The organism is Devosia sp., from assembly GCF_036676215.1.
Lineage (GTDB): Bacteria > Pseudomonadota > Alphaproteobacteria > Rhizobiales > Devosiaceae > Devosia.
In genome coordinates this window covers 1-23,901 of sequence record NZ_JAKFDJ010000154.1, presented here as the reverse complement: position 1 = coordinate 23,901, position 23,901 = coordinate 1, and the positions used below count along the sequence as shown (strand labels likewise).

Here is a 23,901-nt window from a genome sequence, read left to right as displayed (position 1 = left end):
TCAGCGTGCCGCTGTCACCGGCACGCTTGGCGATTTTCCTGTATCGAAGGGGGTGGACAACGGCGGGTTTGACGGGATGGCCGGCCTGCCAGGGCCACGAATCCGCCCGCTATCCCTGCGCCTTGCGCACGCGGATGACCACGTCGACATGGCTGACCATCATGCCCTTGGGGGCCTCAGGCAGGGCGGCGAACTCCACCGACGAGGCGGGAATGTCGATCATCCGCTGTTCGTCTTCCACATAGAAGTGGTGGTGGTCCGAGGTGTCGGTATCAAAATAGGATCGCGAGGCATCCACGGCCACTTCGCGCAAGAGTCCGGCTTCATGGAACTGGTGCAGCGTATTGTAGATGGTGGCGAGCGATACATTGACGCGGGCGTCACTGGCCTCGCCATGCAACTGCTCGGCGCTGACATGGCGATGCGGGCCACCGAACAGCAATTCGGCCAGCGCAACCCGCTGACGGGTCGGGCGAAGACCGGCCATGCGCAGGACAGCGGTGAGGCAGGGCTTGCGCGATGGGTGCGACCGGACGGTCTGGGAGCGATCTGTCATTGGGTCCTTGAGCAGCAAAGGGCCGGAAATTGCTGACTTCCTTATAACTATCGCGGAAAATTCACACAAGCGGCACGGGCGCCGCAGGAACGGCTTTGCGCCTATTGGTCAATAGGGGCTGACTTGACCCTCTCGACGCGCGCCTATACGAGACCAAACCACAAGGTTAACCGGGGTATCAGGCATGGCCGAACGGCAAAACGCATTTGGGTATGAAGAGCTGCTGGCCCATGGTCGCGGCGAACTGCCCGGCCAGGGCGATGCCCGCCTGCCCGCACCGCCGATGCTGATGTTCGATCGCATCACCCAGATCGACGAGACCGGCGGCGCCTATGGCAAGGGCCAGGTGCGCGCCGAACTCGACGTCAATCCGGACCTGTGGTTCTTCAAATGCCATTTCATCGGCGATCCGGTCATGCCCGGCTGCCTGGGGCTCGACGCGATCTGGCAGATGACCGGCTTCTTCCTCAGCTGGATCGGCCAGCCCGGCCGCGGCCGCGCCTTGGGTGGGGAAATCAAGTTCACCGGCCAGGTCACGGACGACGTCAAGCTGGTCGAATACGGCATCGACCTCAAGCGCGTGATGAAGGGCCGTTTGACGCTCGGGATCGCCGATGGCTGGGTCAAGGCTGACGGCAAAGTGATCTATGAGGCCAAGGACCTGCGCGTTGGTCTGTTTACCGACAGCCAGATGATGGCGCAGAAAAGCGCCTGACCGCCTTATCTTGGGCCCATCGAATCCATAAATGAGGCGTCAGCCGCAATGGCGCCCGAGCAAGATTAAAGCGAGGACACGATGAGACGAGTTGTCGTAACCGGCATGGGTATCATTTCCTCGATCGGCAATTCGCTGGACGAGGTCACCGAAAGCCTGCGCAACGCCAGGCCGGGCATTGTCGCCGCGCCCGACTATGCCGAGCTGGGCTTCCGCAGCCAGGTCAAGGGCGATCCGGGCCTCGACCCCTTCGAAATCCTCGACCGCCGCGTCACCCGCTTCATGGGCAAGGGTGCGGCCTGGAACTACCTCGCCATGCAGCAGGCCATCGCCGATGCGGGGCTGGAACAGAGCGACATTTCCAACCCCATGACCGGCATCGTCATGGGCAGTGGGGGAGCCTCGACCCGCACCATTGTCGAGGCCGCCGACATCACCCGCAAGAATACCAGCCCCAAGCGCATCGGGCCGCTGGCCGTGCCCAAGGCCATGGGCTCCACCGCCTCGGCCACGCTGGCCACGCCCTTCGGCATCAAGGGCATCAACTATACCATCACCGCCGCCTGTGCGACCTCCAAGCATTGCATCGGCAATGCCATGGAACAGATCATCATGGGCAAGCAGGACATCGTCTTTGCCGGCGGCCATGAGGATCTCGACTGGACGCTGAGCGATCTGTTCGACGCCATGGGCGCCATGAGCTCAGACTTCAACGACACGCCCGCCAAGGCCAGCCGGGCCTATGACGCGGCACGCGACGGCTTCGTCATTTCCGGGGGCGCCGGTGTGCTGGTGCTGGAAGAATACGAACACGCCAAGGCGCGCGGCGCGAAAATCTGGGCCGAACTGATCGGCTATGGCGCCACCTCGGACGGCCTCGACATGGTCGCGCCCTCGGGCGAAGGCGCCGAGCGCTGCATGCGCATGGCACTCAAGAATGTCGGCCCCAAAATCGACTATATCAACCCGCATGCCACCTCGACCCCGGTGGGCGACCTGCGTGAAATCGAGGCGATCCGTGCCCTGTTCGGCAACGAGGACAAGTGCCCGCCCATCGCGGCCACCAAGTCGCTGACCGGCCACAGCCAGGGCGCCACGGGTGTCCATGAATCGATCTATTCGATCCTGATGATGAAGCATCGCTTCATCGCCGAGAGCGCCAATATCGAGGTGCTCGATCCGGCCTTCGAGGACATGCCGATCATCCGCCAGCGGCGCGACAATGTCGATCTGGGCGTGGTGCTGAGCAATTCCTTCGGCTTCGGCGGCACCAATGCCGCCCTGGTGTTCAAGCACCCGGACGCTTGAGGGGTGGCGTCCGCCCCGCGGACGCCAGTATCGATCGCGCTGACGGTTCAGCCATCGGTCCCGCGCTGCTGCGCCAGGGCCATGGCGAAAACGCCGTTGCCGACACTCCAGTCCGAATAGTCGTTCTCATGCATGAAGATGAAGACGTCCCTGGGTGACACGGCCGCCCGTGCTTCGAGATTTTCCACTATGCCGGCATAGAGCGCCCGCTTCATGGCGTCGCTTCTGCCGCGTCGCATGGTGATCTCGACCACGATCAGCGCGTCGGACCGGGCAATGCCGTTGAAGCCGCGATCGAAGAAGAATTCGTCATCCCGATACTCGCTGACGAGGTTGAACAATTCGTCCTTCGGCATGCCGATGCTGTCGACCAGGGCATCGTGAATACCCTCGACGACACTGCGCTTGCGCGCCGGCTCAATTCCGAAGGGTACGGCGGTTCTGACGAAGGGCATGGCTTTGACCTGTGGTTTGAAGGTCTGCCGAATTATCACAATGAATTTGGCGTATATATTGATATTGTGGCCGTTCGTTCGTGATGTGAGCTCACATGAAACGCCGAAGAAACCTGCCGGTCGCAGCTCTGCGCGCCTTTGAGGCCGCGGCGCGCCACGGCCAACTCACGGCTGCAGCCGAGGAACTTGCCGTAACGCATGGCGCGGTCAGCCGCCATGTCAGCTATCTCGAGGCGGACATCGGAACGCCGCTGTTCGAAGGCCCGCGGAATCGCCCGAGGCTCACCGCGGAGGGTCGGGTGCTGGGTTTCGCCCTCACCGCGGCGTTCGACCAGATCGAGGATGCACTTCGCATCATTGCCAAGGGCGACGATACGATTCTGGACGTGGCATGCCTCAGCACCTTCGCCATGCGCTGGCTCATTCCCCGCCTGCATGACTTCGCCGCGCAATATCCACGCTACGACGTCCGCCTCGCCACTGACGACCGTCCTCCGCGGACGCAGATTGACGTGCAGATCCTGGTGGTGCCGCCGGACGCGCCAGCCCAGGAAAACGACACACTGCTGTTTCACGAAAAGATCGGGCTGGTCTTTGCGCCCACGGTCATCGAAGCGGACAATCTACCGCGACTGGAAACGCGGACACGCAGCCAAATCTGGCAGGATTGGTCGCGCCTCACCGGTGTGCAACGGCAGAACCAAGGCGTCGCAATCAGGACTTTTGACCACTATCATCTGACCATCGAGGCGGCACTGAACGGCCTCGGCGCGGCCATCGTGCCCTGGCATCTCATTGCCGAGGAAGTGATGCGCGGTCGATTGCTGGCGCCGCATGGTTTCCTCGACAGCAGCTACCGGTATGTTGTCAGGGTCGATAGGCCTGGGCGGCGGAAGGCAGAGCATTTTGTGGCATGGCTGAGACAGGCGGTGGCCGCTTTTCCACCCCCGCCATAGGTGACCCTAATACGAAAACTCTGAAAACCGCCCGCCCTTGCCGTCATAGGTGAGGACGCGGCCGATCAGCGGGTCGCCTATGCCGGTGATGAGCTTGATGGCTTCCATGGCCATCAGCGTGCCGATGACGCCGGTCAGCGGGCCCAATATGCCGGTGGCTTCGCAGCTGGGCAGGTCCGTATCGTCGGCTTCTTCGGGATAGAGGTCGGCAAAGGCCGGCCCGCCCGGCGCGAAGACCGTGACCTGCCCGTCGAACATCGAGACGGCGCCCGAAACCAGCACCTTGCCCAATGCCGCGGCGGCTCCCGCGACGACGCGCCTGGTGGCGAGGTTGTCCGTGCCATCCAGCACCAGATCATAGTCCCCGATGAGGGCAGCGGCATTGCCGGCGTCGAGCCGCTCGGCATGGATGGTGACGGCGACATGCGGATTGAGCGCACTGGCAAAGCGTCCGGCGCTTTGCGCCTTGTTGTCGCCAATCGCGGCACTGGTATGGATCACCTGCCGGTGCAGATTGGAGAGCGACACCGCGTCATGATCGACGATGCCCAGCGTGCCGATGCCGGCGCCAGCCAGATAGGCAATGGCCGGGCTTCCCAGCCCGCCCGCGCCGACCACCAGTACGCGCGCCTGCTTCAGCGCCTGCTGCCCCGCCCCGCCCATGCCCTTGAGCACCAGATGGCGGGCGTAACGCCGCGTTTCCGCGGGGGAGAGCGGGTCAGAGGCCAAGCGGCACCGCGATGAAGCGCCGGTCGGGGCCTTCAAAGCCCCCGGGATAGACCGAAATCAGTGCCACCGCATCATCGACCGAATCGGCCTGGAACGGCAGCACCACGCCATAGAGCCGATAGGTGACCGGACAGCCGCGCGAGCGGGGCAGCGCGCCATCGCGGTGGATCTGGCGCGATCCCTCGCTATCGGCAAGGGTCAACTGGTAGCCCAGCGGATCGACCCCGAACCACTCCTTGCAAGGGGCGGCCGCGGTGACCGGGAAGCTCGCAAGACGCAGTTCGTGGTCGCCCAGGACTGCGCCGGGCTCGTAGCCCGGCATGCCGAAACGGAGGCTGTTGGCATCCAAACCGGGGGCGCCATCGCCAATGAGCGCGACGACCTCGGCGGGCCTGTCTATGCCCAGGGTCGCGATATCCTCGGCGGCCGTCGCCTGCGCTTCGGCCCGCACGGCGCTCAGCGTCATGTCTTCGCTCTCGGCCCGCACGCGTACCGGCGTGCCGACCACCCATTCGTCCTCGGCCAGGTCGACCACATAGATGCTGGAATAGGCAAAGCCCGAGCCGTCCTGGATGCCGTATTCCTCGAAGGCGAGATAGCGGGCATCCGCCGAATAGCCGATGAGGTCGATCAGCGCCCGGTCGCCAGCCATGGCCGGTGCCGCCAGCGCCGCAAGGCCAAGAAGGCTAACGCCCAGTCGAGCCATGCCCGCCCTCGCCGCGTTCGGTTTCATCCAGCGTCTCCAACTCTTTAAAAAATGCCTGGCTCACCGGCGCCACCACCATCTGGGCAATGCGCTCGCCCCGGCGCACCGCAAAAACTGCCTGGCCGTGATTGATCAACATGACTTTGACTTCGCCGCGATAATCCGCATCGACCGTCCCCGGGGCGTTGAGCACCGTCACCCCGAATTTGGCCGCCAGCCCGGAGCGTGGCCGGATCTGCGCCTCGTAGCCCTGGGGCAGGGCCATGGCAAAGCCGGAGGGGATCATGGCCGTCCGGCCCGGGGCGATTTCGATCACCTCGTCGGGCGCCAGCGCCGCGGCGATATCCATGCCCGCAGCGCCCGCGCTCTGTTGGCGGGGCAGGGGTAATCCCTGGCCATGAGCCAGCCAGACCAGGCCGATGGATACCGCACCGGCCATCAGGGGGCGCGCACGACGGCATAGAGCTCGTCGGGCAACTCGATCGTGCCGTTGATCAGATCGAGAAAGGGGATGACCTGCTCGGCCGATCTCTTGTCGCCGGAGAGTGTCATATTGGTTTCGGTGATCTCGGCGCCTGAAAAGCGCACGGTGACGGCGTGGCCGGTAAAGAATGCCTCGACCATCTGCCTTGTCTCGGCGTCCATTTCCTCGTCGGCGCCGAGCTCGGCCTTCATCTCGGCGGTGGGCAGCGAAATGCGCACCAGACCGGGTCCCGCCGCGGCAAAGACGATGGCCTGTTCGTCATTGCCCATGGTGAGATCGGCGAAGCGTCCTTCTTCGACAATGACGCAGGTGGCGCTGCCGTCGGCGCCCTCGGTGAGCTCGCCCTCGGCACAGAATTCGTCCTCGGCCGAAGCATCTTCCCCGGCCTGCTGGGCGCCCATCACGACCATGGAATAGAACTCGGCGCCCATGACCTGGGTCATCGTCGCCCTTGCCGTGGTCTCGCTGGTGAGCGCGACGTCGACGTCGGCGTCGATGCAGCCGGTCAGCGCCGCGCCCAGCAGCAAAGCTGCGGTGAATTTGCCGAATTTCTCGATGGACATGACGCGTGTCTCCCCAAGGTTCCTGCGGCGCAATCTATGGCTAAGTCATTGAACCGGCAAGACACCTACCAGGGGGCGAGGGTAAGCAGGCGCCACAGCAGCGCCAGCAGCACCAGCCCGGCGAGCCCCAGCACGCCCAGCATGGCCCCGCGCAGCAGCCGGTCGCGCGGCCGCGCCTTGCCGGCATGATAGTCGGCCAGTGCCAGTTCGGCCTGCGCCGCGATTACCGGCAGGCGCTGCGCTGCTTCGGTAAACACCTTGAACTGATCCCTCAGCTCCTCGATGCGACCCAGCGGCCCCGCCTCCCTGCGCAACCAGTCGCCGACGACGGGCTCGGCCACCGTCCAGATGTCGAGGTCCGCGTCGAGCGCCCGGGCCACGCCCTCCACCAGCACCATGGACTTCTGCAGCAGCACCAGTTCGGGCCGCGCCTGCATGGAGAATAGATCGGTGATGGCAAAGAGCTGGCCCAGCACCCGCGCCATCGAAATGTCCGAGGCGGTGCGGCCATGCAGCGGCTCGCCGATGGAGCGGATCGCCAGCGTGAAATCGTCGACCGACTGGTCCTTGGGCACATAGCCGATGTCGAAATGCCGCTCGGCGACGAGGCGGTAATTGCGGGTGATGAAGCCGTAGAGGATGTCGGCGAGGAAGCGCCGTTCCTTGCGGTTGATCCGGCCCATAATGCCGAAGTCCACCGCGATGACGTCGCCGGTCTTCGGATCGGCAAAGAGATTGCCCGGATGCATGTCGGCGTGAAAGAAGCCGTCGCGTATGGCATGCCTGAGAAAGCTCTGCAGCAGCTTGGCCGCGAGCGCCTTGCGGTCGATCCCGGCCGCATCAAGTGCGGCATGCTTGCGGATCGGGATGCCATCGACCCAGCTGGTCGTCAGCACATTCTGCGCCACATGGTCCCACGAGACGGTGGGGATGACAAAGCCCGTATCGTCCTTGATGTTCTCGGCCATTTCGGAAATGGCCGCGGCTTCGAGCCGCAGGTCGAGCTCCAGCCGCGCCGAGCGATCGAGCGTTTCCACCACTTCGGTGGGCCGCAGCCGTCGGGTGGAGGGCACCATACCTTCGGCCATGCACGCCGCCGCATAGAAGCTCTCGATATCGGCCATGAAGCGCGCCTCGACGCCGGGGCGGAGAACCTTGACGGCGACCGTTTTCGGCAGGCCATTGGCCGGCCGCAGCCGCGCCTTGTGCACCTGGGCGATGGAGGCGGCGGCGACGGGCGGGGAGAGCTCGGTCAGCTCGGCCGCCTTGTCGCCGAGTGCGGCCGCCAGGATGGCCGGCACCAGCGCTGGATCGAACGGCTCCATCTTGTCCTGCAGGGCGGACAGGTCATCGGCGATGCGGACGCCGACCACATCCGGCCGGGTCGCCAGCGTCTGGCCGAATTTCACATAGGTCGGCCCCAGCCGGTTCAGCGCCTTGTTGAGGCGTTCGACATGGCCGGTCCTGCGCACGCTGGGCCGCTCGATCAGCCGGCCGAACCAGATGCCGAAGCGCAGCGGCGCGAGGGCCGGCGGCAGGTCACCCGGTATGGAGAGCGCACCTTCGCGCGCCAGCACATAGCCGGCCCGGATCAGGCGGATATAGGCACTGATCAGCATGCGCTAAATCTTCCATCCCGAGAACAGGGTCGCGATATTGCCTGAGAACGGCGTGTGCTTGACCCGCTTGAACCCGGCCTGGGTCAGCATGGCCGAGAATGCCGGTGGCGGCGGGAATTTGCGGATCGATTCAACCAGATACTGGTAGGGCTGCGCATCGCCGGTCACGAGCTTGCCCATGGGCGGGATCAGCCGATCGGAAAAGGCATTGTAGATGGCGTCGAAGCCGGGCACGTCGACCTGGGAGAATTCGAGCACCAGGATGCGCCCGCCGCGCTTGAGCACGCGATGCGCCTCACCCAGCGCCTTCTGGATACGCGGCACATTGCGGATGCCGAAAGCGATCGTATAGGCGTCAAAGCTCTTGTCCTCGAACGGCAGTTCCTCGGCATTGGCTTCGACGAAACTGGCTTGCGCCGGATAGCGCCAGGCCTTGGCCCGCTCGGCACCAACCCGCAGCATGTCGGCATTGATGTCGCTGACGACCACTTCGGCATAGCCCACCGAGGCATTGATGATGCGCTCGGCGATGTCGCCGGTGCCGCCGGCCATGTCGAGCACCCTATAGGGCCGTGTGCCGGATTTGGGCGGGGCCAGGTCGGCCACCATGGCGGCCTTCCACACCCGGTGGATGCCCGCGCTCATCAGGTCGTTCATCAGGTCGTAGCGGTCGGCGACATTGTGGAATACGGCATTGACCATGCCCTGCTTGTCGTCCATCGCCACAGTCTGTTCGCCGAAATGAGTGGTCTCGCGCGGCTCGGTCATGGCTATCGCCCTGTGCATTTTGTATTGAGGCAATACGTGTGTGTATCGGCGCGCACCATATTCAACCCAATCCGGCTTTGCCATGGCACAAAGCCGCACAGGTAAAAGAGACGAGAATGCCCGAACTGCCCGAGGTCGAAACGGTCCGCCGCGGGCTCGAGCCCTGGCTGATCGATGCGCGCATCGATCAGGTGACGCTTAATCGCAAGGATCTGCGCTTTCCTTTTCCCGAGGGTCTCAAGACCGCGCTCGAGGGCCAGACCATCGCCTCGGTCGGTCGGCGGGCGAAATATCTGCTGATCCAGCTCTCCAATGGCAAGACCGTGCTCAGCCATTTGGGCATGACCGGCTCCTGGCGCTTTGCCGAACACGGTATCGACAAGCCGCCGCGCTATTATGAGCCCGGCGCCGAGCCCAAGCACGACCATATGGTCTGGGATATTTCCCACCCCACCCATGGCAAGAGCCATCTCATCTATGCCGATCCGCGTCGCTTCGGCTTCATCGATCTCTATGATGACCTTGCCGACAGTTCCTATCTTCAGGGTCTCGGCCCCGAGCCCCTGGGCAATGACTTCAACGCCGAGGAGATGGCGACGGCCTTCGCCGGCAAGAAGGCGCCGATCAAGGCGGCCCTGCTCGACCAGCGCGTGGTGGCGGGGCTGGGCAATATCTATGTGGCCGAGGCGCTGCATCGCAGCCATATCCTGCCCACTGTGCTGGCCGGCACGCTGGTGACGCCCAAGGGCAAGCCCAAGGCGGCACTGGAAGACCTGGCCCATGCCGTGCGCCAGGTTCTGGTTGAGGCGATTGAGGTGGGCGGCTCGACGCTGCGCGATTTCCGCAATGCCGAAGGTGGCTCGGGCTATTTCCAGCACCGTTTTGCCGTTTATGATCGCGAAGGCGAACCCTGCCCCACGCCGCTTTGTACGGGGACGGTGCAACGCATCGTGCAGTCGGGGCGGTCGACCTTCTTTTGTCCGGTGTGCCAGCGCCGGCCGTGAGGCGGCACCGGCCTGCATCATCCGGCGTCACATGGCGGGGATCAGCAGGAGCACCAGGCCGATCGTCGCGATCAGAACACCGGGCCAGTTGGCCTTCGCGCCAAGAAAGCCCAGCCCGGCACGGCGCGGCTCCAGGGTCGGGGCGCCGCGGTTGCCCGGGGAAGAATGGGGGTCGGTCATCCTGCCGCGAAAGATGGCGGCTATTGCCATGTACACAACGCCGCATGTAACCAGCAGGGCGCCGATCAGCGTGGTTGTTGTCATCGTCACCTCCTCAACAAAGAACGGATTGCATGCGCTTTCGTTCCGGTTTGATCCGCTGGCCCGTCATCCCTGAATCCAGTTGACGCTTGCGCCCTTCTCCCCTATAGACCGCCCAACTTGGCGGCTGTCGATTGCCGCCGATTTCATTTCATCCCGGACGCCTGCAGCGCTTGTAGCGTGTGATCGGCCGGTTGGACGCCAAGAGGACCGTTATGGCCAATACGCCGTCAGCCAAAAAGGCTACCCGCAAGATCGAAGCCCGCACCGCGGTCAACAAGTCGCGCCGTTCGCGCGTCCGCACCTTCATCCGCAAGGTAGAAGAAGCCATCGTTGCCGGTGACCACAAGGTCGCCATGGCAGCGCTGCAGGCAGCTGCTCCCGAGATCAACCGCGCGGCCACCAAGGGCATCGTCCACGCCAATCTGGCCGCCCGCAAGATTTCCCGCCTCAACAGCCGCGTCAAGGCACTCAGCGCCTGATCGGCTTCGCCGCGGCGCCGCTTGATGGCAGCCGGCGACATTTGAAACTGGGCTCCGCAAGGGGCCCATTTTCTTTGTATGGTAGCGGCGCAAGGTTTTTCCGATTGGACGGTTTTGTGTCACGCATGTGACACTAGAGACCTTGGTCTTACGGGAGCGACCAGGCAGGACTTTTCCAAGCTCCGCCAGAGTCTTGCAATAATGTCAGACATCTACCGAATGTGGACGCTGCAGCTCTCGCGGACGAAAGTCGGCCCGAATGGGAATAATTTTTTTGCCGCCCGGAATGGCTTAGCGAATGGATTCTGTGTTGAGTCACAGACCCTTGCTTTGACGGACTTTGGCGGGGTCGCGGGGCCAAAAAAGACAACGTCGGAGTCAAGCCCTCATTTTGCTGATTCCACGGTTGCGGCCCTAAAATCGTCCCTCTAAAGTAGTCTGGTCAGCGGCGGAAAGGACACCGGATACGAGTGTCCTGCCAAGCTGGTGGGGTCATTTTCGGGGCGTTGTTTTTTAGCATCTCGGCAGCAGTGCCGTAGCGGTTTGTACCGGTGAAGGTTGTGTTGGCAGCAAATATGGCGGCCGGTCCGATCAGGGCCGGCGGGATTTAGTAAAGTTTTCGGCCAGGTCTGGCCGGGTTCACGACAGGACTAGAAAAGTGGCTGGCGGGCAACCGCCGGGCAGCAGCACTGTGCCCCCGTGTTGGCGGGTGCCATGGCGAAGCTGTGGCCAGGGACCGGAACGGTTCATGGTTCCGGATATGGGGCAGAAATACCGTACGGGCTTTGCGGGCCGGGCGGCACAGAAGAACAAAATGGGGCAAACCAAGATGATGAGACAGGCAACCGCCGGGGGAAGTGATTGGGCTCAGGCCAATCCCTCTTCCACCCTTCCGACCATTCAAGGCGAAAAACCTGTCATGAGCACATTGGACAATCCCGACGGTCAGCGCGAACTCTGGAACCGGGTACGCGCCCGCCTCAAGGCCGGTGTCGGTGAAGATGTCTTTGCCTCATGGTTTGCGCGCCTCGAGCTTGAGGAAATGGTCGAGGATGTGGTGCATCTGTCCGCCCCCACCCGCTTTCTCTGCTCCTGGGTCCAGTCCAATTATGCCGAGCGCATCCTGGAGGCCTTCCGTCTCGACGACGAACAGGTCGGCCGAATCCAGGTAACCCTGCGCGTCAACGGCCAGGCCCGCCCGCGCCTCGCCCAGGCCGCCGCCGAACCGACCAACCACGAGACCGTGGCGCCCACCATTGCAGCGGCGCCGATGCAAACCAGCCATCCGCGCCTGGTGCGCGACAATTCCGCCGCCAAGGGCGATGCCCTGGCCGGTAGCGCCATCGATGCGCGCATGACCTTCGATACCTTCGTGCCGGGCTCTGCCAATGAAATGGCGCTCGGCGTGGCCAAGCAGATCGCCGCGGCCGCCGCCAACAACACCGTGACCTTCAATCCGGTCTATATCCATTCCACGGTCGGCCTCGGCAAAAGCCATTTGCTCAATGCCATCGCCCATGCGGTGCAGTCGGCCGATGCGACCAAGAACATCGTCTATCTCACCGCCGACCACTTCATGTATCATTTCATCACCGCCGTGCAGCGCCAGTCCGCGCTCGGCTTCAAGGAATGGCTGCGCCGGGTCGACCTGCTGCTGATCGACGACATGCAGTTCCTGCAGGGTAAGTCGGCTACCGAATTCGGCCACACGCTTGGCACGCTCCTCACCGGCGCCAAGCAGGTGGTGGTGGCCGGCGATGCGCCGCCGCGCGACCTCGAAATGCTCGACGAACGCGTCCGCTCGCGCCTCTCGGGCGGGCTCGTAGTGCCGATTTCCGGCTTTGATCTCGATCTGCGCCGCGCCATCGTGCAGCGCCGCGCCGACCAGTCGACCGCCCGCTACGGCATGCACTTTCCCGCGCCCGTGCTCGACTATATCGCCCGTGCGGTCATCAGCCATGGCCGCGACCTCGACGGCGCCGTCAACCGCCTCGTGGCAGCCAACCAGCTCACCGGCGAACTGATTACCGTGCCGCTGGCTGAAAAGACCCTGGGCGATCTGATCCGCTCGCGCGAAGCCCGCCGCGTCCGTATCGAGGACATCCTCAAGATCGTCTCGCGCCACTATAAGGTGCCGCGCAACGAACTGCTCTCGGCCCGCCGCTCGCGCGACGTGGTCCGCCCGCGCCAGATCGCCATGTTTCTCGCCAAGGCACTGACCAGCCGGTCGCTACCCGAAATCGGCCGCCGCTTCGGCGGAAGGGATCACACGACAGTTTTGCACTCGGTGCGCAAGGTCGAACAGATGATCAAGGATGATATCGAGCTGGCGCAGGAAATCGAACTGCTCAAGCGCATGCTCGAAGAATAGGGATAACGGAGCGGCAGATTGCCGCCCGCCCTTGCCTTTGCGTTCACAAATTGTAAATGTCCAACCCCCGGCTTGCCGGGGGTTTTGCTGCAGACGTGCAGCCGCGTAGTGCCAGGGAAGTTGCCGCATGAAAGTCACGCTCGAACGCAATCATCTGCTCAAGTCGCTGAGCCATGTGCATCGGGTGGTGGAGCGCCGCAATACCTACCCGATCCTCGCCAACGTGCTGTTCAAGGCCGGCGACGACAAGGTCGAGCTGCGCGCCACCGACCTTGATATCGAGGTGACCGAGAGCGTGCCGGCCATGGTCTCGACCGCCGGCACCACCACGGTCCCGGCCCACACGCTCTACGAAATCGTGCGCAAGCTCAGCGATGGCGCCGAAGTGCGGCTTGAGACCGATGGCGGCGAGAACATGGTTCTCACCTCCGGCCGCTCGCGCTTTAACCTCGCCTGCCTCAGCCCCGACAGCTTCCCCGATCTCAAGTCCGGCGCCTTCGGGCATGAGTTCACCCTGCCGGTCACTGCCCTGCGCGAGCTGATCGAGCGCACCCAGTTCGCCATCTCGAACGAAGAGACGCGCTACTACCTCAACGGCATCTATTTCCACACCGTCGATATCACCGGCACGGGCACCGTGCTGCGCGCTGTCGCCACCGACGGCCACCGCATGGCGCGCGCCGAGATCGACGCTCCCACCGGCGCCAAGGGCATGCCGGGCATCATCGTGCCCAAGAAGACCGTGGGCGAGGTGCAGAAGCTGCTCGACGGCGCCGAAGGCGACGTCACGGTGGAGGTCAGCGACACCAAGATCCGCTTCACCGTCGGCTCGGTCGTGCTGCTCAGCAAGCTCATCGAGGGCACGTTCCCGGATTATGACCGGGTGACCCCCAAGAACAACGACAAGCAGATGAATGTCGACCGGGCGAGCTTTGCCACCGCCGTCGACCGCGTCTCCACGATCGCTTCCGAGCGTGGCGGCAAGGCCGTCAAGCTTCAGGCCAAGGATGGCCTGCTCGAGCTTTCGGTGACCAATCCCGACCACGGTACGGCGAGCGAAGAGCTTGCCGTGGATTTCGATACCGACGGCTTCGAGATCGGCTTCAACGCCCGCTACCTGCTCGACATCATCGGCCAGATCCGCAGCGAGAGCGCGGTGTTCATGTTCAACGACGCGGGTTCCCCGACGCTGGTCAAGGACGACGGCGAGACACGGGCGCTCTATGTCCTGATGCCGATGCGCGTGTAAGTGGCGTCCCGAAGGGAAAATCGCTCCAGTGGAGCGATTTTAGCCACTTACGCCCGAGGAGCTGCGCTCACAGGGCCCGGATGTACCGCATACTCGATCCCCCCTTCTCCCCTTGTGGGAGAAGGTGCCCGAAGGGCGGATGAGGGGGCTTGCCAGGCATCGCACCCCCTCACCCGTCTCGCGCTTCGCGCGATCCACCCTCTCCCCCTGGGGGAGAGGGGTGACCCGGTGGAAGCCTGAACCATGCGCCACCTCTCCCGCATCCGCCTCACCGCCTTCCGCAACTATGCCGCGGCGGCGCTTGACCTCGATTCCCGGCACGTGGTTCTCACCGGCCCAAACGGCGCCGGCAAGACCAACCTGCTCGAGGCCATCTCGGTGCTCTCCCCCGGTCGAGGGTTGCGCGGCGCGAGTTTCGAGACCCTGCAGGCGCATGGCAGCGATATCGGCTGGGCGGTGGCTGCCACGGTCGAAACCGCTGACGGCCCCGCCGATATCGGCACCGGCGCTTCGCCCGATGGCGGCCGGCGCGTGCGCATCAACGGTGCCAATGCGCGCTCCATCGAGGCGATGAGCGATTATCTGCGCGTGCTCTGGCTGACCCCGGCCATGGATGGCCTGTTCTCCGGCCCTGCGGGCGACCGGCGCCGGTTCCTCGACCGGCTGGTGACGACACTGATCCCCAGCCATTCCGCCTCGGTTTCCGACTATGAAAAGGCCATGCGCCAGCGCAATCGGCTCTTGGAAGACAATGGCGATGCGGCCTGGCTCAATGCCATCGAGGCGCAGATGGCCGAGCTGGGCGCCTCCATCCACCTGGCGCGCATGGATAGCCTCACCCATCTCCAGGCATTGATCGAACAAAGCCTCGACGACCAGAGCTTTCCCGCCGCCCATCTGGCGCTGACGCCGCTGTTCGAGACCGGCGCCGACTATCCCTCCTCTGCGGCCCTCGAAACCGCGCTGGGTGCCGCCTGGCGGGCCTCGCGCGGGGTTGATCGGACGGCCGGACGCACCATATCAGGACCACACCGCGTCGATCTCGAAGTGACCTATGCCCAAAAGGCCATGCCGGCCGCTTTGGGCTCGACGGGGGAGCAGAAGGCCCTGCTTATCGGCCTCATCCTGGCCCATGCCAGGCTGGTCAAATTGCGTACCGCCATCACGCCCTTCCTGTTGCTCGACGAGATTGCCGCCCACCTCGATCCCGACCGCCGCCGGGCGCTGTTTTCGGCCCTCGACGGGCTGGGAACGCAGTGCTTCCTGACCGGCACCGACCGCCTGCTGTTCGGCGCCCTCGGCGAGCGGGCCCAGACCATCACTGTCCGCGACGGACGGCTCTACAAGGACTAGCTGTTCATCCCCGGCAATCGCCCCGAAAACGGCCATTTTGCTTGGGTATGGACCCCCGTTCCGCTAGAACAAAACCCTATAGAAAACGACTGATTCGGACCCCATGACCGATAGCGAAATTCCCGATCCCAACGAATACGGCGCCGACAGCATCAAGGTGCTCAAGGGGCTCGACGCGGTGCGCAAGCGCCCCGGCATGTATATCGGCGACACGGATGACGGCTCGGGCCTGCATCACATGGTCTACGAGGTGGTCGACAACGCCATCGACGAGGCGCTGGCCGGCCATGCGGACCTGGTGACGGTGACGCTCAATTCCGATGGATCGGTGACCGTGATCGACAATGGTCGCGGCATTCCCACCGATATCCACAAGGAAGAGGGTGTCTCGGCGGCCGAGGTCATCATGACCCAGCTGCATGCCGGCGGTAAGTTCGACCAGAATAGCTACAAGGTCTCGGGTGGCCTGCATGGCGTGGGCGTGTCCGTGGTCAATGCCCTTTCGGCCTGGCTCAAGCTCAAGATCCGCCGCGACGGCAAGATATTCGAGATGGGCTTCACCCATGGCAATGCCGACAGTCCGCTGATCCAGACCGGCACCTACGAGCCCAACAAGACCCCGGGCACCTATGAAGGCCGCAGCGGCAGCGCCATCACCTTCTTTCCCTCGGACCAGACCTTCACCATGGTCGAGTTCGATTTCAAGACGCTCGAGCATCGCCTGCGCGAACTCGCCTTCCTCAATTCGGGCGTGCGCATTCTGCTCAACGACCTGCGCCATCCCGAGCCGGTGATGACCGAGCTATTCTACGAGGGTGGGCTGGAAGCCTTCGTGCAGTATCTGGACAAGTCCAAGGCTGCGGTGATCGACAAGCCGATCACCATGATCAGCGAAAAGGACGGCATCACCGTCGAAGTCGCGCTGCAGTGGAACGACAGCTACCACGAAAACGTGCTGTGCTTCACCAACAACATCCCCCAGCGCGATGGCGGCACCCATCTGGCCGGCCTGCGTGGCGCGCTGACGCGGCAGGTGACGAGCTATGCCGAAAGCTCCGGGATCGCCAAGCGCGAAAAGGTCTCGGTGACCGGTGACGACACCCGCGAGGGCCTCACCTGCGTGCTCTCGGTCAAGGTGCCGGACCCCAAGTTCAGCTCCCAGACCAAGGACAAGCTGGTCTCTTCCGAAGTGCGCCCCGTGGTCGAGAACATCGTCAACGACAAACTGGGCCAGTGGTTCGAAGAGCATCCCAACGAGGCCAAGGTCATCGTCGGCAAGGTGGCCGAGGCCGCCGCCGCCCGTGAAGCTGCCCGCAAGGCGCGCGAACTGACCCGCCGCAAGGGGGCTCTGGAAATCTCCTCGCTCCCCGGCAAGCTCGCCGATTGCCAGGAACGCGATCCCGCCAAGTCCGAAATCTTCATCGTCGAGGGCGACTCGGCCGGTGGCTCGGCCAAGCAGGGCCGCGACCGCTCCAACCAGGCCGTGCTGCCTTTGCGCGGCAAGATCCTCAATGTCGAGCGCGCGCGTTTCGACCGCATGATCTCATCCGAACAGGTCGGCACGCTGATCACCGCGCTCGGCACCGGCATCGGCCGCGAGGAGTTCAACGCCGACAAGCTGCGCTACCACAAGATCATCATCATGACCGACGCCGACGTGGACGGCGCCCATATCCGCACCCTGCTGCTGACCTTCTTTTACCGGCAGACGCCCGAACTGCTGGCGCGCGGCCATATCTACATTGCCCAACCGCCGCTCTACAAAGCCATGCGCGGCAAGTCCGAGCAATATCTCAAGGACGAAGACGCGCTCGACAAATATCTGATGGAAGCCGGGCTTGAAGACGCCGTGCTCAAGACGCGCGACGGGGTCGAACATGCCGGCCCCGACCTGCTCGGCATCACCCAGCAGGCGCGCGACATCGTCCACGCCATCGACAATCTCAACACGCGCTACAACCGGAGCCTCGTCGAACAGGCCGCCATCGTTGGCGGGCTCGATCCCGAGGGTCTCAACGACCCCACCCGCATATCGGGCACCATGGACCGCATCGCCAACCGGCTCGACCGCATTTCGGACGAGCTGGAACGCGGCTGGTCCGGCGTCATCACCGACGAAGAGGGCCTCGCCTTCTCGCGCACCGTGCGCGGCGTCACCGAGACCCACCAGCTCGACAAGGCCCTGCTGCAGAGCGCCGATGCGCGCAAGCTGCGCCAGCTGGCCGAGCGGCTCGACGAGATCTATGGCGGCGTACCGACGCTGACGCGCAAGGGCGACACGATTCCCGTCTTCGGGCCGTCCTCGCTGTTCAAGGCGGTGACCGATTCCGGTCGCAAGGGCGTGTCGCTGCAGCGCTATAAGGGTCTGGGCGAAATGAACGCCTCCCAGCTCTGGGAAACCACGCTCGACCCCAATGCCCGCACCCTGCTCAAGGTCGAAATCGACCAGATCGACGAAGCCGACCAGATCTTCACGGCGCTGATGGGCGATCTGGTGGAGCCAAGGCGCGATTTCATCCAGGATAATGCGCTGAGCGTGAGCAATCTGGACGTCTAGGACACGGCCCCGCGGACTGAGCTCTTGCTAGGTCCGTAATCGAGCAGTGGGCGGGTTGATCTTTCCCTCATTCTGTAATACCGTGTATTACAGAATAGGAGGCAAGATGAGCAAACCTGTTTTGTCGGATCCGGTTCCCGTGCGCCTCCCCGTAGAGATGCTTGGCGAACTTGAGCGGATTGCCATGGCATCGGATCGCACCCGCAGTTGGGTGATTGTGCGAGCGCTCAAATTGTACTTGGCGGGCGAGGGCGGCGAGGTGCTGGCGGTGCTCAATGCGCGTGAACAGGTCGCCGCCGGCGACGTACATGATTTCGACGCCGTGCTTGATGAAGTCGATGCCATCATTCGCGGCAAGGTTGCCTGATGAAGGTAACCCTGTCGGGCAACGCCAGGGTCTATATCAAGCAAGAAACCCGATATTTGCGCGAACGCAGCGCTTCGGGCGCTGCTGCCTTTCGTCAAATCGTGCTTGATGCTCGCGCCATCATCGCGCGGCATCCCGAGAGTGGGCTGACGCAATCTGCCATAGCACTGGTTGGCGCCCGGCGCCTCGTGTTGCGCGGCTATCACTTTGACTACGATGTTACCGACGATACGGTGATCATCCTGGCAGTCAAAAGCTCGATCAACACGCCTCCCCTCGTCACCGATGACGACGATGATTACGCCTGACGCTGGCGGTGATGCCACCGAGCCGCTGAGTAGGCGCGTTCACCCACCCGAACAATGCGTTGCGCAGAACTGGCTTGGTTGCGGGCCGCCGCCGGCATAGCTAAAGCTCAGTCACGACGCACTCGTTTCAGGTCCTCCCATGAAAAAGATCGGTTTCCTCTCCTTCGGCCATTGGTCGCCCTCGCCGCAGTCGGGCACTCGTACGGCCGGCGATGCGCTGTTGCAGTCTATCGACCTGGCCGTCGCTGCCGAGGAACTGGGGGCTGATGGCGCCTATTTCCGCGTGCATCACTTTGCCCGGCAATTGGGTTCGCCCTTCCCGCTGCTGGCCGCCGCTGGCGCGAAGACCAAGACGATCGAGCTCGGCACGGCCGTGATCGACATGCGCTACGAAAACCCGCTCTACATGGCCGAGGATTCGGGCGCTGCCGACCTTATTTCCGGCGGCCGCCTGCAGCTCGGTATCAGCCGCGGCTCGCCCGAGCAGGTCGTCGATGGCTGGCGCTATTTCGGCCACGCACCGGCCGAAGGGCAGACCGATGCCGATATGGCGCGCACAAATGCCGAGATCTATCTCGAGGCGCTCAAGGGCCAGGGCTTCGCCCAGCCCAATCCGCGTCCCATGTTCCCCAATCCGCCCGGCCTGCTACGGCTCGAACCCTATTCGGAAGGCCTGCGCGACCGCATCTGGTGGGGCGCGGCGACCGACGCGACGGCCGTCTGGGCGGCCAAGCTGGGCATGAACCTGCAGAGCTCGACGCTCAAATTCGACGAGAGCGGCAAGCCGTTCCACATCCAGCAGGCCGAGCAGATCCGCGCTTACCGCGCCGCCTGGAAGGAAGCGGGACATGCGCGGGAACCGCGCGTCTCGGTCAGCCGCTCCATCTTTGCGCTGGTCAATGACATGGACCGGGCCTATTTCGGCACCGGCCGGCCGGAGGAAGACCAGTTCGGCTATATCGAGCCGGAAAAGCGCGCCGTCTTCGGCCGCGGCTATACGGGCGAGCCGGATGTGTTGATCAAGGAACTGGCCAGGGACGAGGCCATCGCCGAAGCCGATACGCTGCTGCTCACCGTGCCCAACCAGCTCGGCGTCGAGTACAATGCGCATGTGATCGAGAGCATTCTCAAACACGTCGCGCCGGGCCTGGGCTGGCGCTGACCGGCGTGGTCACGCCGGCACGCGCTGCCTTTGCGCATAGCCCAGCCACAGGATCGCCGCTGCGGCCAGGGCGAGCCAGGGCAGCAGCACCAGGTTGAGGTTCTGCCAGCCCATGGTCTGGTGCAGGATTCCGGCGCTCAGCGAAGCGGCCAGACCGACCATGAAGATGGTGAAGTCGTTGGTTGCCTGGGCCTTCCCCTTTTCGGCCTGACTATAGGTCCGGGTGAGCAGCGTCGTGCCACCCACATAGAGAAAGTTCCAGCCCACCCCGAGCAGGAGCAGCGCCGAGGCGAATGAGGCAAAGCCGGTCCCGCTCAGGCTCAGGAGGATATGGCCAGTCAGCAGCATGATGCCGGTGAACATGATCTTCAGTACGCCGAAGCGGGCAATCAGCGAGCCGGTGAAAAAGGACGGCAGGAACATGCCCAGCACGTGCAGCTGGATCACCGTCGCCGTCATCCCCAGATCGTGCTGGTGATGCGTCATAGCCAGCGGTGTCGCGGTCATGGCGAGGATCATCACCCCATAGCCAGTCGCCGCCCCGAACAGCGCCACCAGATACATGGGCTGGGTGACTATTTTGGCGAAGGGCCGTGCCGCCTCGATTGCCGCGGCGGTCTCGACCTGCCGCGGGATGCGCAGGCCCAGCAACAGGCCCGCCGCCACCAGCGACAGCGCCGCCAGGATCAGGAAGGATGCGAGATATTGCGGTTCCAGCAGCGGTCCGCCGATGCGCCCCAGCTGTGGGCCCAGCAAGGCGGCGATGACGCCGCCGGCAAGAACGAATGAAATGGCGCGAGGCCGAAAGGCCTCCGACGCCACTTCGGCCGCCGCAAAACGGTAGAACTGCGCAAAGGCCTGGTAGCCGCCCACGAAGAAGGTGCCAAGGCTGAGCAGCGGCAGAGACCCCGATGCCACGCCCGCGGCAGCCAGCAGGCCGCCCAGCGTGCCCAGCAGGGCCCCGGCGATGAACCCACCCCGCCGCCCGATCCGCGCCATCCACATAGATGCGGGGACAGTCAACAGCGCGGTGCCAAGAAACATGGCCGCGATCGGCGCTGTCGCCCATTCGGGCGATGACGCCAACTGCGCGCCGGCAAGCGCACCTATGGTCATGATGAGAACCGAGACCGTCTGGAACAGGGCCTGGGCCGACGACAGCAGCAGGACCTGCCGATACATCGGCGCGGCGGAGTGAGGGGCTGTCGTCATCTGTCTGAAACCTCCGTTGGCAGTCCTGCGGCAATCCATTCGGGCATGCCGCCCTCGAGCCGGTGGGCCGCGATACCCTTTTTCCGCAGTTCGGCGACCGCCTCGAAGGACAGGACGCAATAGGGCCCGCGACAATAGGCGACCACCTGCTGGCCCGGCCTGATCGATGCCAGCCGTGCCTCCAGCTCGCCCAGCGGCACATTGATGGCGCCCGGCACGTGGCCCAAGGCATATTCGTCGGCCGGCCGCACATCGAGAACGGTGACCAGCCCATCCTTCATGCGGGCCTGCAACTCCTCGCGCGACACCGGCTCCAGGCTGTCCCGCTCGCCGAAATAGCCCCGCAGCACCTTGTCCACCTCGGCAAGATTGGCCTCGGCAACCTTCTGCAGGGCAGAAACCGCCTCCAGCACCGAGGCGCCGGCCATTCGGTAGATGACGAACTTGCCCTGCCGCTCGGCGGCAACGAGCCCGGCCCGGCGCATGTTCTGCAGATGCTGGGAGACATTGGCGATCGGCAGCCCCAGCTTGTCGGCCAGCCGGTCGACGCTGCGCGGTCCTTGTCCCAACTGCTCGAGGATTTCGAGGCGCTGCGGATGCCCGAGCGTCCTGGCCACCAGGGCAAACTGCTCGAACAGCGCGAGTTTCGGTGAAACTGCCGACACCACAGGTCCAATCAATCATTCAACGTTATTATTGAATAACGCAAGGTAGGCACTGATTCAAGCGCCTTCTCCTCCACCGTCGCGGGTCAGGGCAGAGTATACGCCGACCGTCCACAGCCGCTGGCCTGCCAATAGGCGTCGACCGGAGTGAATGCACCCCTTGCCGCCTGCTCCACCCGTGCCGCAAACGCCATGGCCTGACATTCATCGGTACCGGCCACCACATGCACCAGCTCATGCAGGATCGTCAGTTCGCGCAGCACATCGGCGCCGGGCGTAAAGAATTGCGGGCACAGCACCAGCCTGACGCTGCCATTCTCGGGCGGCACGCGCACAAAGGCGGCAAAGCGCCCGCAGGAGCCCTCGGCCCGGTCGCGGATGCTGATATCGAGCGCCATATCCTTGCCCCAGGCCCCCGAGCTGAAGTGCTGCAGCGTCAGCGCATCGCGATAGGCAGCAACATCGACGCCGGCCTCCGTGGCATCGAGCCCGGGCAGGGCCTGCTCGAAGGTGGCAATAGCCGCGTCGAGCGCCCGGTCGAGCAAGACACTGTCCTGCGCGGTTGCTGGACTGGCGCAGAGGGCGAAGGCGATGGCGATGATCCGGCGCAGCATGGGCAGTCCCCGTTTGGCCGGCACCTAAACCGTTTCGGGCGGCGCGAACAAGGCAAGGGGCGGCGCCATATCGCCTGTGACAGCCCCGCAACACCTGTCGGCAACCCGCAAAACCCCACATAAACCGGCCACAATTGCCCCGGAGAAGGGTTGTGTGATCGCGTGGGGAGCGCCCCGGCACCCAAGCCGAGCCCGCGAGTCGGTCATGATTGCCTTAACCCTTCGCTAACCTCTTGTTTCCCGACGCAGCGGAACAGGGTAGAAGCGGGCAAAAGGCACCAGTTTTTCTAAGGTCTGCTTGATGGATTTTCGCATTTCCGCCGATGACCGCGTGGGCAGCCAGCCGGCCAAGGGCCGCAAGCCCCAAGCCAAGGCTCACGGCGGCAAGGGTCGCACCAGCCGGGTCGAACCTACCATGGGCCATTCGGTCGGCGTTTTCGTCGACGACGAACGCTCTGGCGGCGGCTCGCCCAATGGTCCCGGCGGCAAGCCACCCCGTGCGCCGAGGCGCGGCAAGGCTCAGCCCAAGAAACCACGCCGGTCGCGCGCCGGTGGCTTTCTCATGGGTCTGCTCTGGTGGGGTTTCGTCGCCTGCCTCTGGGGCGGCATCGCGGTCATCGGCGTCATCGTCTATTTCGGCGCGCAGCTGCCCTCGTCCAATACCTGGGCCATTCCCGACCGTCCGCCCAATATTCGCATCCTGGCGGCCGACGGCAGCCTGATCTCCAATCGCGGCCAGACCGGCGGCGAAGCCGTGACCTATCGCGAACTGCCCTATTATGTGCCAGCGGCGATCATCGCCTCGGAAGACCGGCGCTACATGAACCATTTCGGCGTCGATCCGATTGGCCTCATCTCGGTGGCGCTGGAATCGGTGCAGGCCGGCGACGTCACGCGCGGCGCCTCGACCATCACCCAGCAGGTGGCCAAGAACCTCTTCCTCACCCCCGACCAGACCCTGGGCCGCAAGGTGCAGGAAGCCATCCTGGCGGTGTGGCTGGAGCAGAACTACACCAAGGAAGAAATCCTCGAACTCTATATGAACCGCGTGCATTTCGGCTCCGGCACCACCGGCATCGAGGCGGCCGCGCAAACCTATTTCGGCATTTCGGCGCGCAATCTGTCGCTGGGCCAGGCAGCCATGCTGGCCGGCATCCTGCCCGCGCCCTCCGCCTATAATCCAAAGTCCCATCCCGATCGCGCCATCGAGCGGCAACGGCTGGCACTCGCCGCCATGGCACGCGAGGGCTATATCACCACCGAAGAGGCACAGGCCGCCCAGATCGACCCCAGCCAGTCGGTCCGCACCCGGGTGGCAGGATCGGAAGACTACGTGGCCGATTGGGTCGAAAGCCTGATGACCGCCTATATCGGCGAGATCGAATCCGACGTGGTGGTCCAGACCACCATCGACTTCAAGATGCAGAAGGACGCCGA

The 23,901-nt window shown here is 64.1% G+C and carries 25 protein-coding genes; 13 read left to right on the top strand and 12 right to left on the bottom strand.

Annotated features, from left to right (window positions below; genetic code table 11):
* Positions 1-109: 109 nt before the first annotated feature.
* Positions 110-556, bottom strand: coding sequence for an iron response transcriptional regulator IrrA (gene irrA / locus V6M52_RS13250; protein ID WP_332687673.1), 447 nt, complete (start codon positions 554-556; stop codon positions 110-112).
* Positions 557-740: 184 nt separating this feature from the next.
* Between irrA and fabA the strand changes: the two genes are divergently transcribed.
* Both fabA and fabB read left to right on the top strand, forming a co-directional pair.
* Complete coding sequence (gene fabA / locus V6M52_RS13245; RefSeq protein WP_332687674.1) at positions 741-1,271, top strand: 3-hydroxyacyl-[acyl-carrier-protein] dehydratase FabA; 531 nt, start codon at positions 741-743, stop codon at positions 1,269-1,271.
* An 81-nt stretch (positions 1,272-1,352) separates the two neighbouring features.
* Positions 1,353-2,579, top strand: coding sequence for a beta-ketoacyl-ACP synthase I (gene fabB, locus V6M52_RS13240; RefSeq protein ID WP_332687675.1), 1,227 nt, complete (start codon positions 1,353-1,355; stop codon positions 2,577-2,579).
* A 47-nt stretch (positions 2,580-2,626) separates the two neighbouring features.
* On the opposite strand, the gene V6M52_RS13235 is transcribed toward fabB, so the two are convergent.
* Entirely contained in the window at positions 2,627-3,034 is a 408-nt protein-coding gene (locus V6M52_RS13235) for a tautomerase family protein (protein ID WP_332701361.1), read from the bottom strand.
* 95 nt (positions 3,035-3,129) lie between these two features.
* Here V6M52_RS13235 and V6M52_RS13230 point away from each other — a divergent pair, with 95 nt between their 5' ends.
* On the top strand, positions 3,130-3,990 hold the full coding sequence (locus V6M52_RS13230) for a LysR substrate-binding domain-containing protein (RefSeq protein WP_332701360.1): 861 nt from the start codon (positions 3,130-3,132) through the stop codon (positions 3,988-3,990).
* Between the two features lie 6 nt (positions 3,991-3,996).
* Here V6M52_RS13230 and V6M52_RS13225 read toward each other — a convergent pair whose 3' ends face one another.
* The 6 genes from V6M52_RS13225 to ubiE form a co-directional block, all read right to left on the bottom strand.
* Entirely contained in the window at positions 3,997-4,719 is a 723-nt protein-coding gene (locus tag V6M52_RS13225) for a HesA/MoeB/ThiF family protein (protein WP_332701359.1), read from the bottom strand.
* Positions 4,709-5,425, bottom strand: coding sequence for a DUF2259 domain-containing protein (locus tag V6M52_RS13220; protein ID WP_332687679.1), 717 nt, complete (start codon positions 5,423-5,425; stop codon positions 4,709-4,711). The genes V6M52_RS13225 and V6M52_RS13220 overlap by 11 nt, the downstream gene beginning before the upstream one ends.
* Positions 5,406-5,864, bottom strand: a complete 459-nt coding sequence (gene dut, locus V6M52_RS13215) for a dUTP diphosphatase (RefSeq protein ID WP_332701358.1) — start codon at positions 5,862-5,864, stop codon at positions 5,406-5,408. Before dut ends, V6M52_RS13220 begins: the two co-directional genes overlap by 20 nt.
* Positions 5,864-6,472 (bottom strand): hypothetical protein, encoded by a 609-nt coding sequence (locus V6M52_RS13210; RefSeq protein ID WP_332701357.1) that lies wholly within the window; start codon positions 6,470-6,472, stop codon positions 5,864-5,866. Before V6M52_RS13210 ends, dut begins: the two co-directional genes overlap by 1 nt.
* A 65-nt stretch (positions 6,473-6,537) precedes the next feature.
* Positions 6,538-8,091, bottom strand: a complete 1,554-nt coding sequence (gene ubiB / locus V6M52_RS13205) for a 2-polyprenylphenol 6-hydroxylase (protein WP_332701356.1) — start codon at positions 8,089-8,091, stop codon at positions 6,538-6,540.
* Between the two features lie 3 nt (positions 8,092-8,094).
* Complete coding sequence (gene ubiE / locus V6M52_RS13200) at positions 8,095-8,859, bottom strand: bifunctional demethylmenaquinone methyltransferase/2-methoxy-6-polyprenyl-1,4-benzoquinol methylase UbiE (RefSeq protein WP_332687683.1); 765 nt, start codon at positions 8,857-8,859, stop codon at positions 8,095-8,097.
* Between the two features lie 116 nt (positions 8,860-8,975).
* Between ubiE and mutM the strand changes: the two genes are divergently transcribed.
* Complete coding sequence (mutM, locus tag V6M52_RS13195) at positions 8,976-9,863, top strand: bifunctional DNA-formamidopyrimidine glycosylase/DNA-(apurinic or apyrimidinic site) lyase (protein WP_332687684.1); 888 nt, start codon at positions 8,976-8,978, stop codon at positions 9,861-9,863.
* A 27-nt stretch (positions 9,864-9,890) separates the two neighbouring features.
* Here mutM and V6M52_RS13190 read toward each other — a convergent pair whose 3' ends face one another.
* Positions 9,891-10,127, bottom strand: coding sequence for a hypothetical protein (locus tag V6M52_RS13190; protein ID WP_332701355.1), 237 nt, complete (start codon positions 10,125-10,127; stop codon positions 9,891-9,893).
* Between the two features lie 212 nt (positions 10,128-10,339).
* Between V6M52_RS13190 and rpsT the strand changes: the two genes are divergently transcribed.
* The 8 genes from rpsT to V6M52_RS13150 all read left to right on the top strand — a co-directional run bounded on the left by rpsT (position 10,340) and on the right by V6M52_RS13150 (position 19,973).
* Positions 10,340-10,606, top strand: coding sequence for a 30S ribosomal protein S20 (rpsT, locus tag V6M52_RS13185; RefSeq protein ID WP_332687686.1), 267 nt, complete (start codon positions 10,340-10,342; stop codon positions 10,604-10,606).
* 919 nt (positions 10,607-11,525) lie between these two features.
* The gene (gene dnaA / locus V6M52_RS13180) at positions 11,526-12,977 is read left to right on the top strand and encodes a chromosomal replication initiator protein DnaA (RefSeq protein WP_332701354.1); all 1,452 of its coding nucleotides are present in this window, start codon (positions 11,526-11,528) and stop codon (positions 12,975-12,977) included.
* A 127-nt stretch (positions 12,978-13,104) separates the two neighbouring features.
* Positions 13,105-14,226 carry a DNA polymerase III subunit beta gene (dnaN, locus tag V6M52_RS13175; RefSeq protein WP_332687136.1) on the top strand — a complete coding sequence of 374 codons (1,122 nt, stop codon included), beginning with the start codon at positions 13,105-13,107 and terminating at the stop codon, positions 14,224-14,226.
* Positions 14,227-14,469: 243 nt separating this feature from the next.
* On the top strand, positions 14,470-15,579 hold the full coding sequence (gene recF / locus V6M52_RS13170) for a DNA replication/repair protein RecF (RefSeq protein ID WP_332701353.1): 1,110 nt from the start codon (positions 14,470-14,472) through the stop codon (positions 15,577-15,579).
* 103 nt (positions 15,580-15,682) lie between these two features.
* Positions 15,683-18,136 (top strand): DNA topoisomerase (ATP-hydrolyzing) subunit B, encoded by a 2,454-nt coding sequence (gyrB, locus tag V6M52_RS13165; RefSeq protein WP_332701352.1) that lies wholly within the window; start codon positions 15,683-15,685, stop codon positions 18,134-18,136.
* Between the two features lie 106 nt (positions 18,137-18,242).
* On the top strand, positions 18,243-18,503 hold the full coding sequence (locus V6M52_RS13160; protein WP_332687129.1) for a CopG family ribbon-helix-helix protein: 261 nt from the start codon (positions 18,243-18,245) through the stop codon (positions 18,501-18,503).
* Positions 18,503-18,811, top strand: coding sequence for a type II toxin-antitoxin system RelE/ParE family toxin (locus V6M52_RS13155; RefSeq protein WP_332687128.1), 309 nt, complete (start codon positions 18,503-18,505; stop codon positions 18,809-18,811). Before V6M52_RS13160 ends, V6M52_RS13155 begins: the two co-directional genes overlap by 1 nt.
* Positions 18,812-18,950: 139 nt before the next feature.
* Positions 18,951-19,973 carry an LLM class flavin-dependent oxidoreductase gene (locus tag V6M52_RS13150; RefSeq protein WP_332701351.1) on the top strand — a complete coding sequence of 341 codons (1,023 nt, stop codon included), beginning with the start codon at positions 18,951-18,953 and terminating at the stop codon, positions 19,971-19,973.
* 9 nt (positions 19,974-19,982) lie between these two features.
* On the opposite strand, the gene V6M52_RS13145 is transcribed toward V6M52_RS13150, so the two are convergent.
* The 3 genes from V6M52_RS13145 to V6M52_RS13135 form a co-directional block, all read right to left on the bottom strand.
* Positions 19,983-21,185 (bottom strand): MFS transporter, encoded by a 1,203-nt coding sequence (locus V6M52_RS13145; protein ID WP_332701350.1) that lies wholly within the window; start codon positions 21,183-21,185, stop codon positions 19,983-19,985.
* Entirely contained in the window at positions 21,182-21,850 is a 669-nt protein-coding gene (locus V6M52_RS13140) for an ArsR/SmtB family transcription factor (protein WP_332701349.1), read from the bottom strand. Before V6M52_RS13140 ends, V6M52_RS13145 begins: the two co-directional genes overlap by 4 nt.
* A gap of 86 nt (positions 21,851-21,936) precedes the next feature.
* Positions 21,937-22,464, bottom strand: a complete 528-nt coding sequence (locus tag V6M52_RS13135; protein ID WP_332687120.1) for a hypothetical protein — start codon at positions 22,462-22,464, stop codon at positions 21,937-21,939.
* A 301-nt stretch (positions 22,465-22,765) separates the two neighbouring features.
* Between V6M52_RS13135 and V6M52_RS13130 the strand changes: the two genes are divergently transcribed.
* The coding region (locus V6M52_RS13130) for a transglycosylase domain-containing protein (RefSeq protein ID WP_332701348.1) at positions 22,766-23,901 on the top strand (1,136 nt) is incomplete at its 3' end.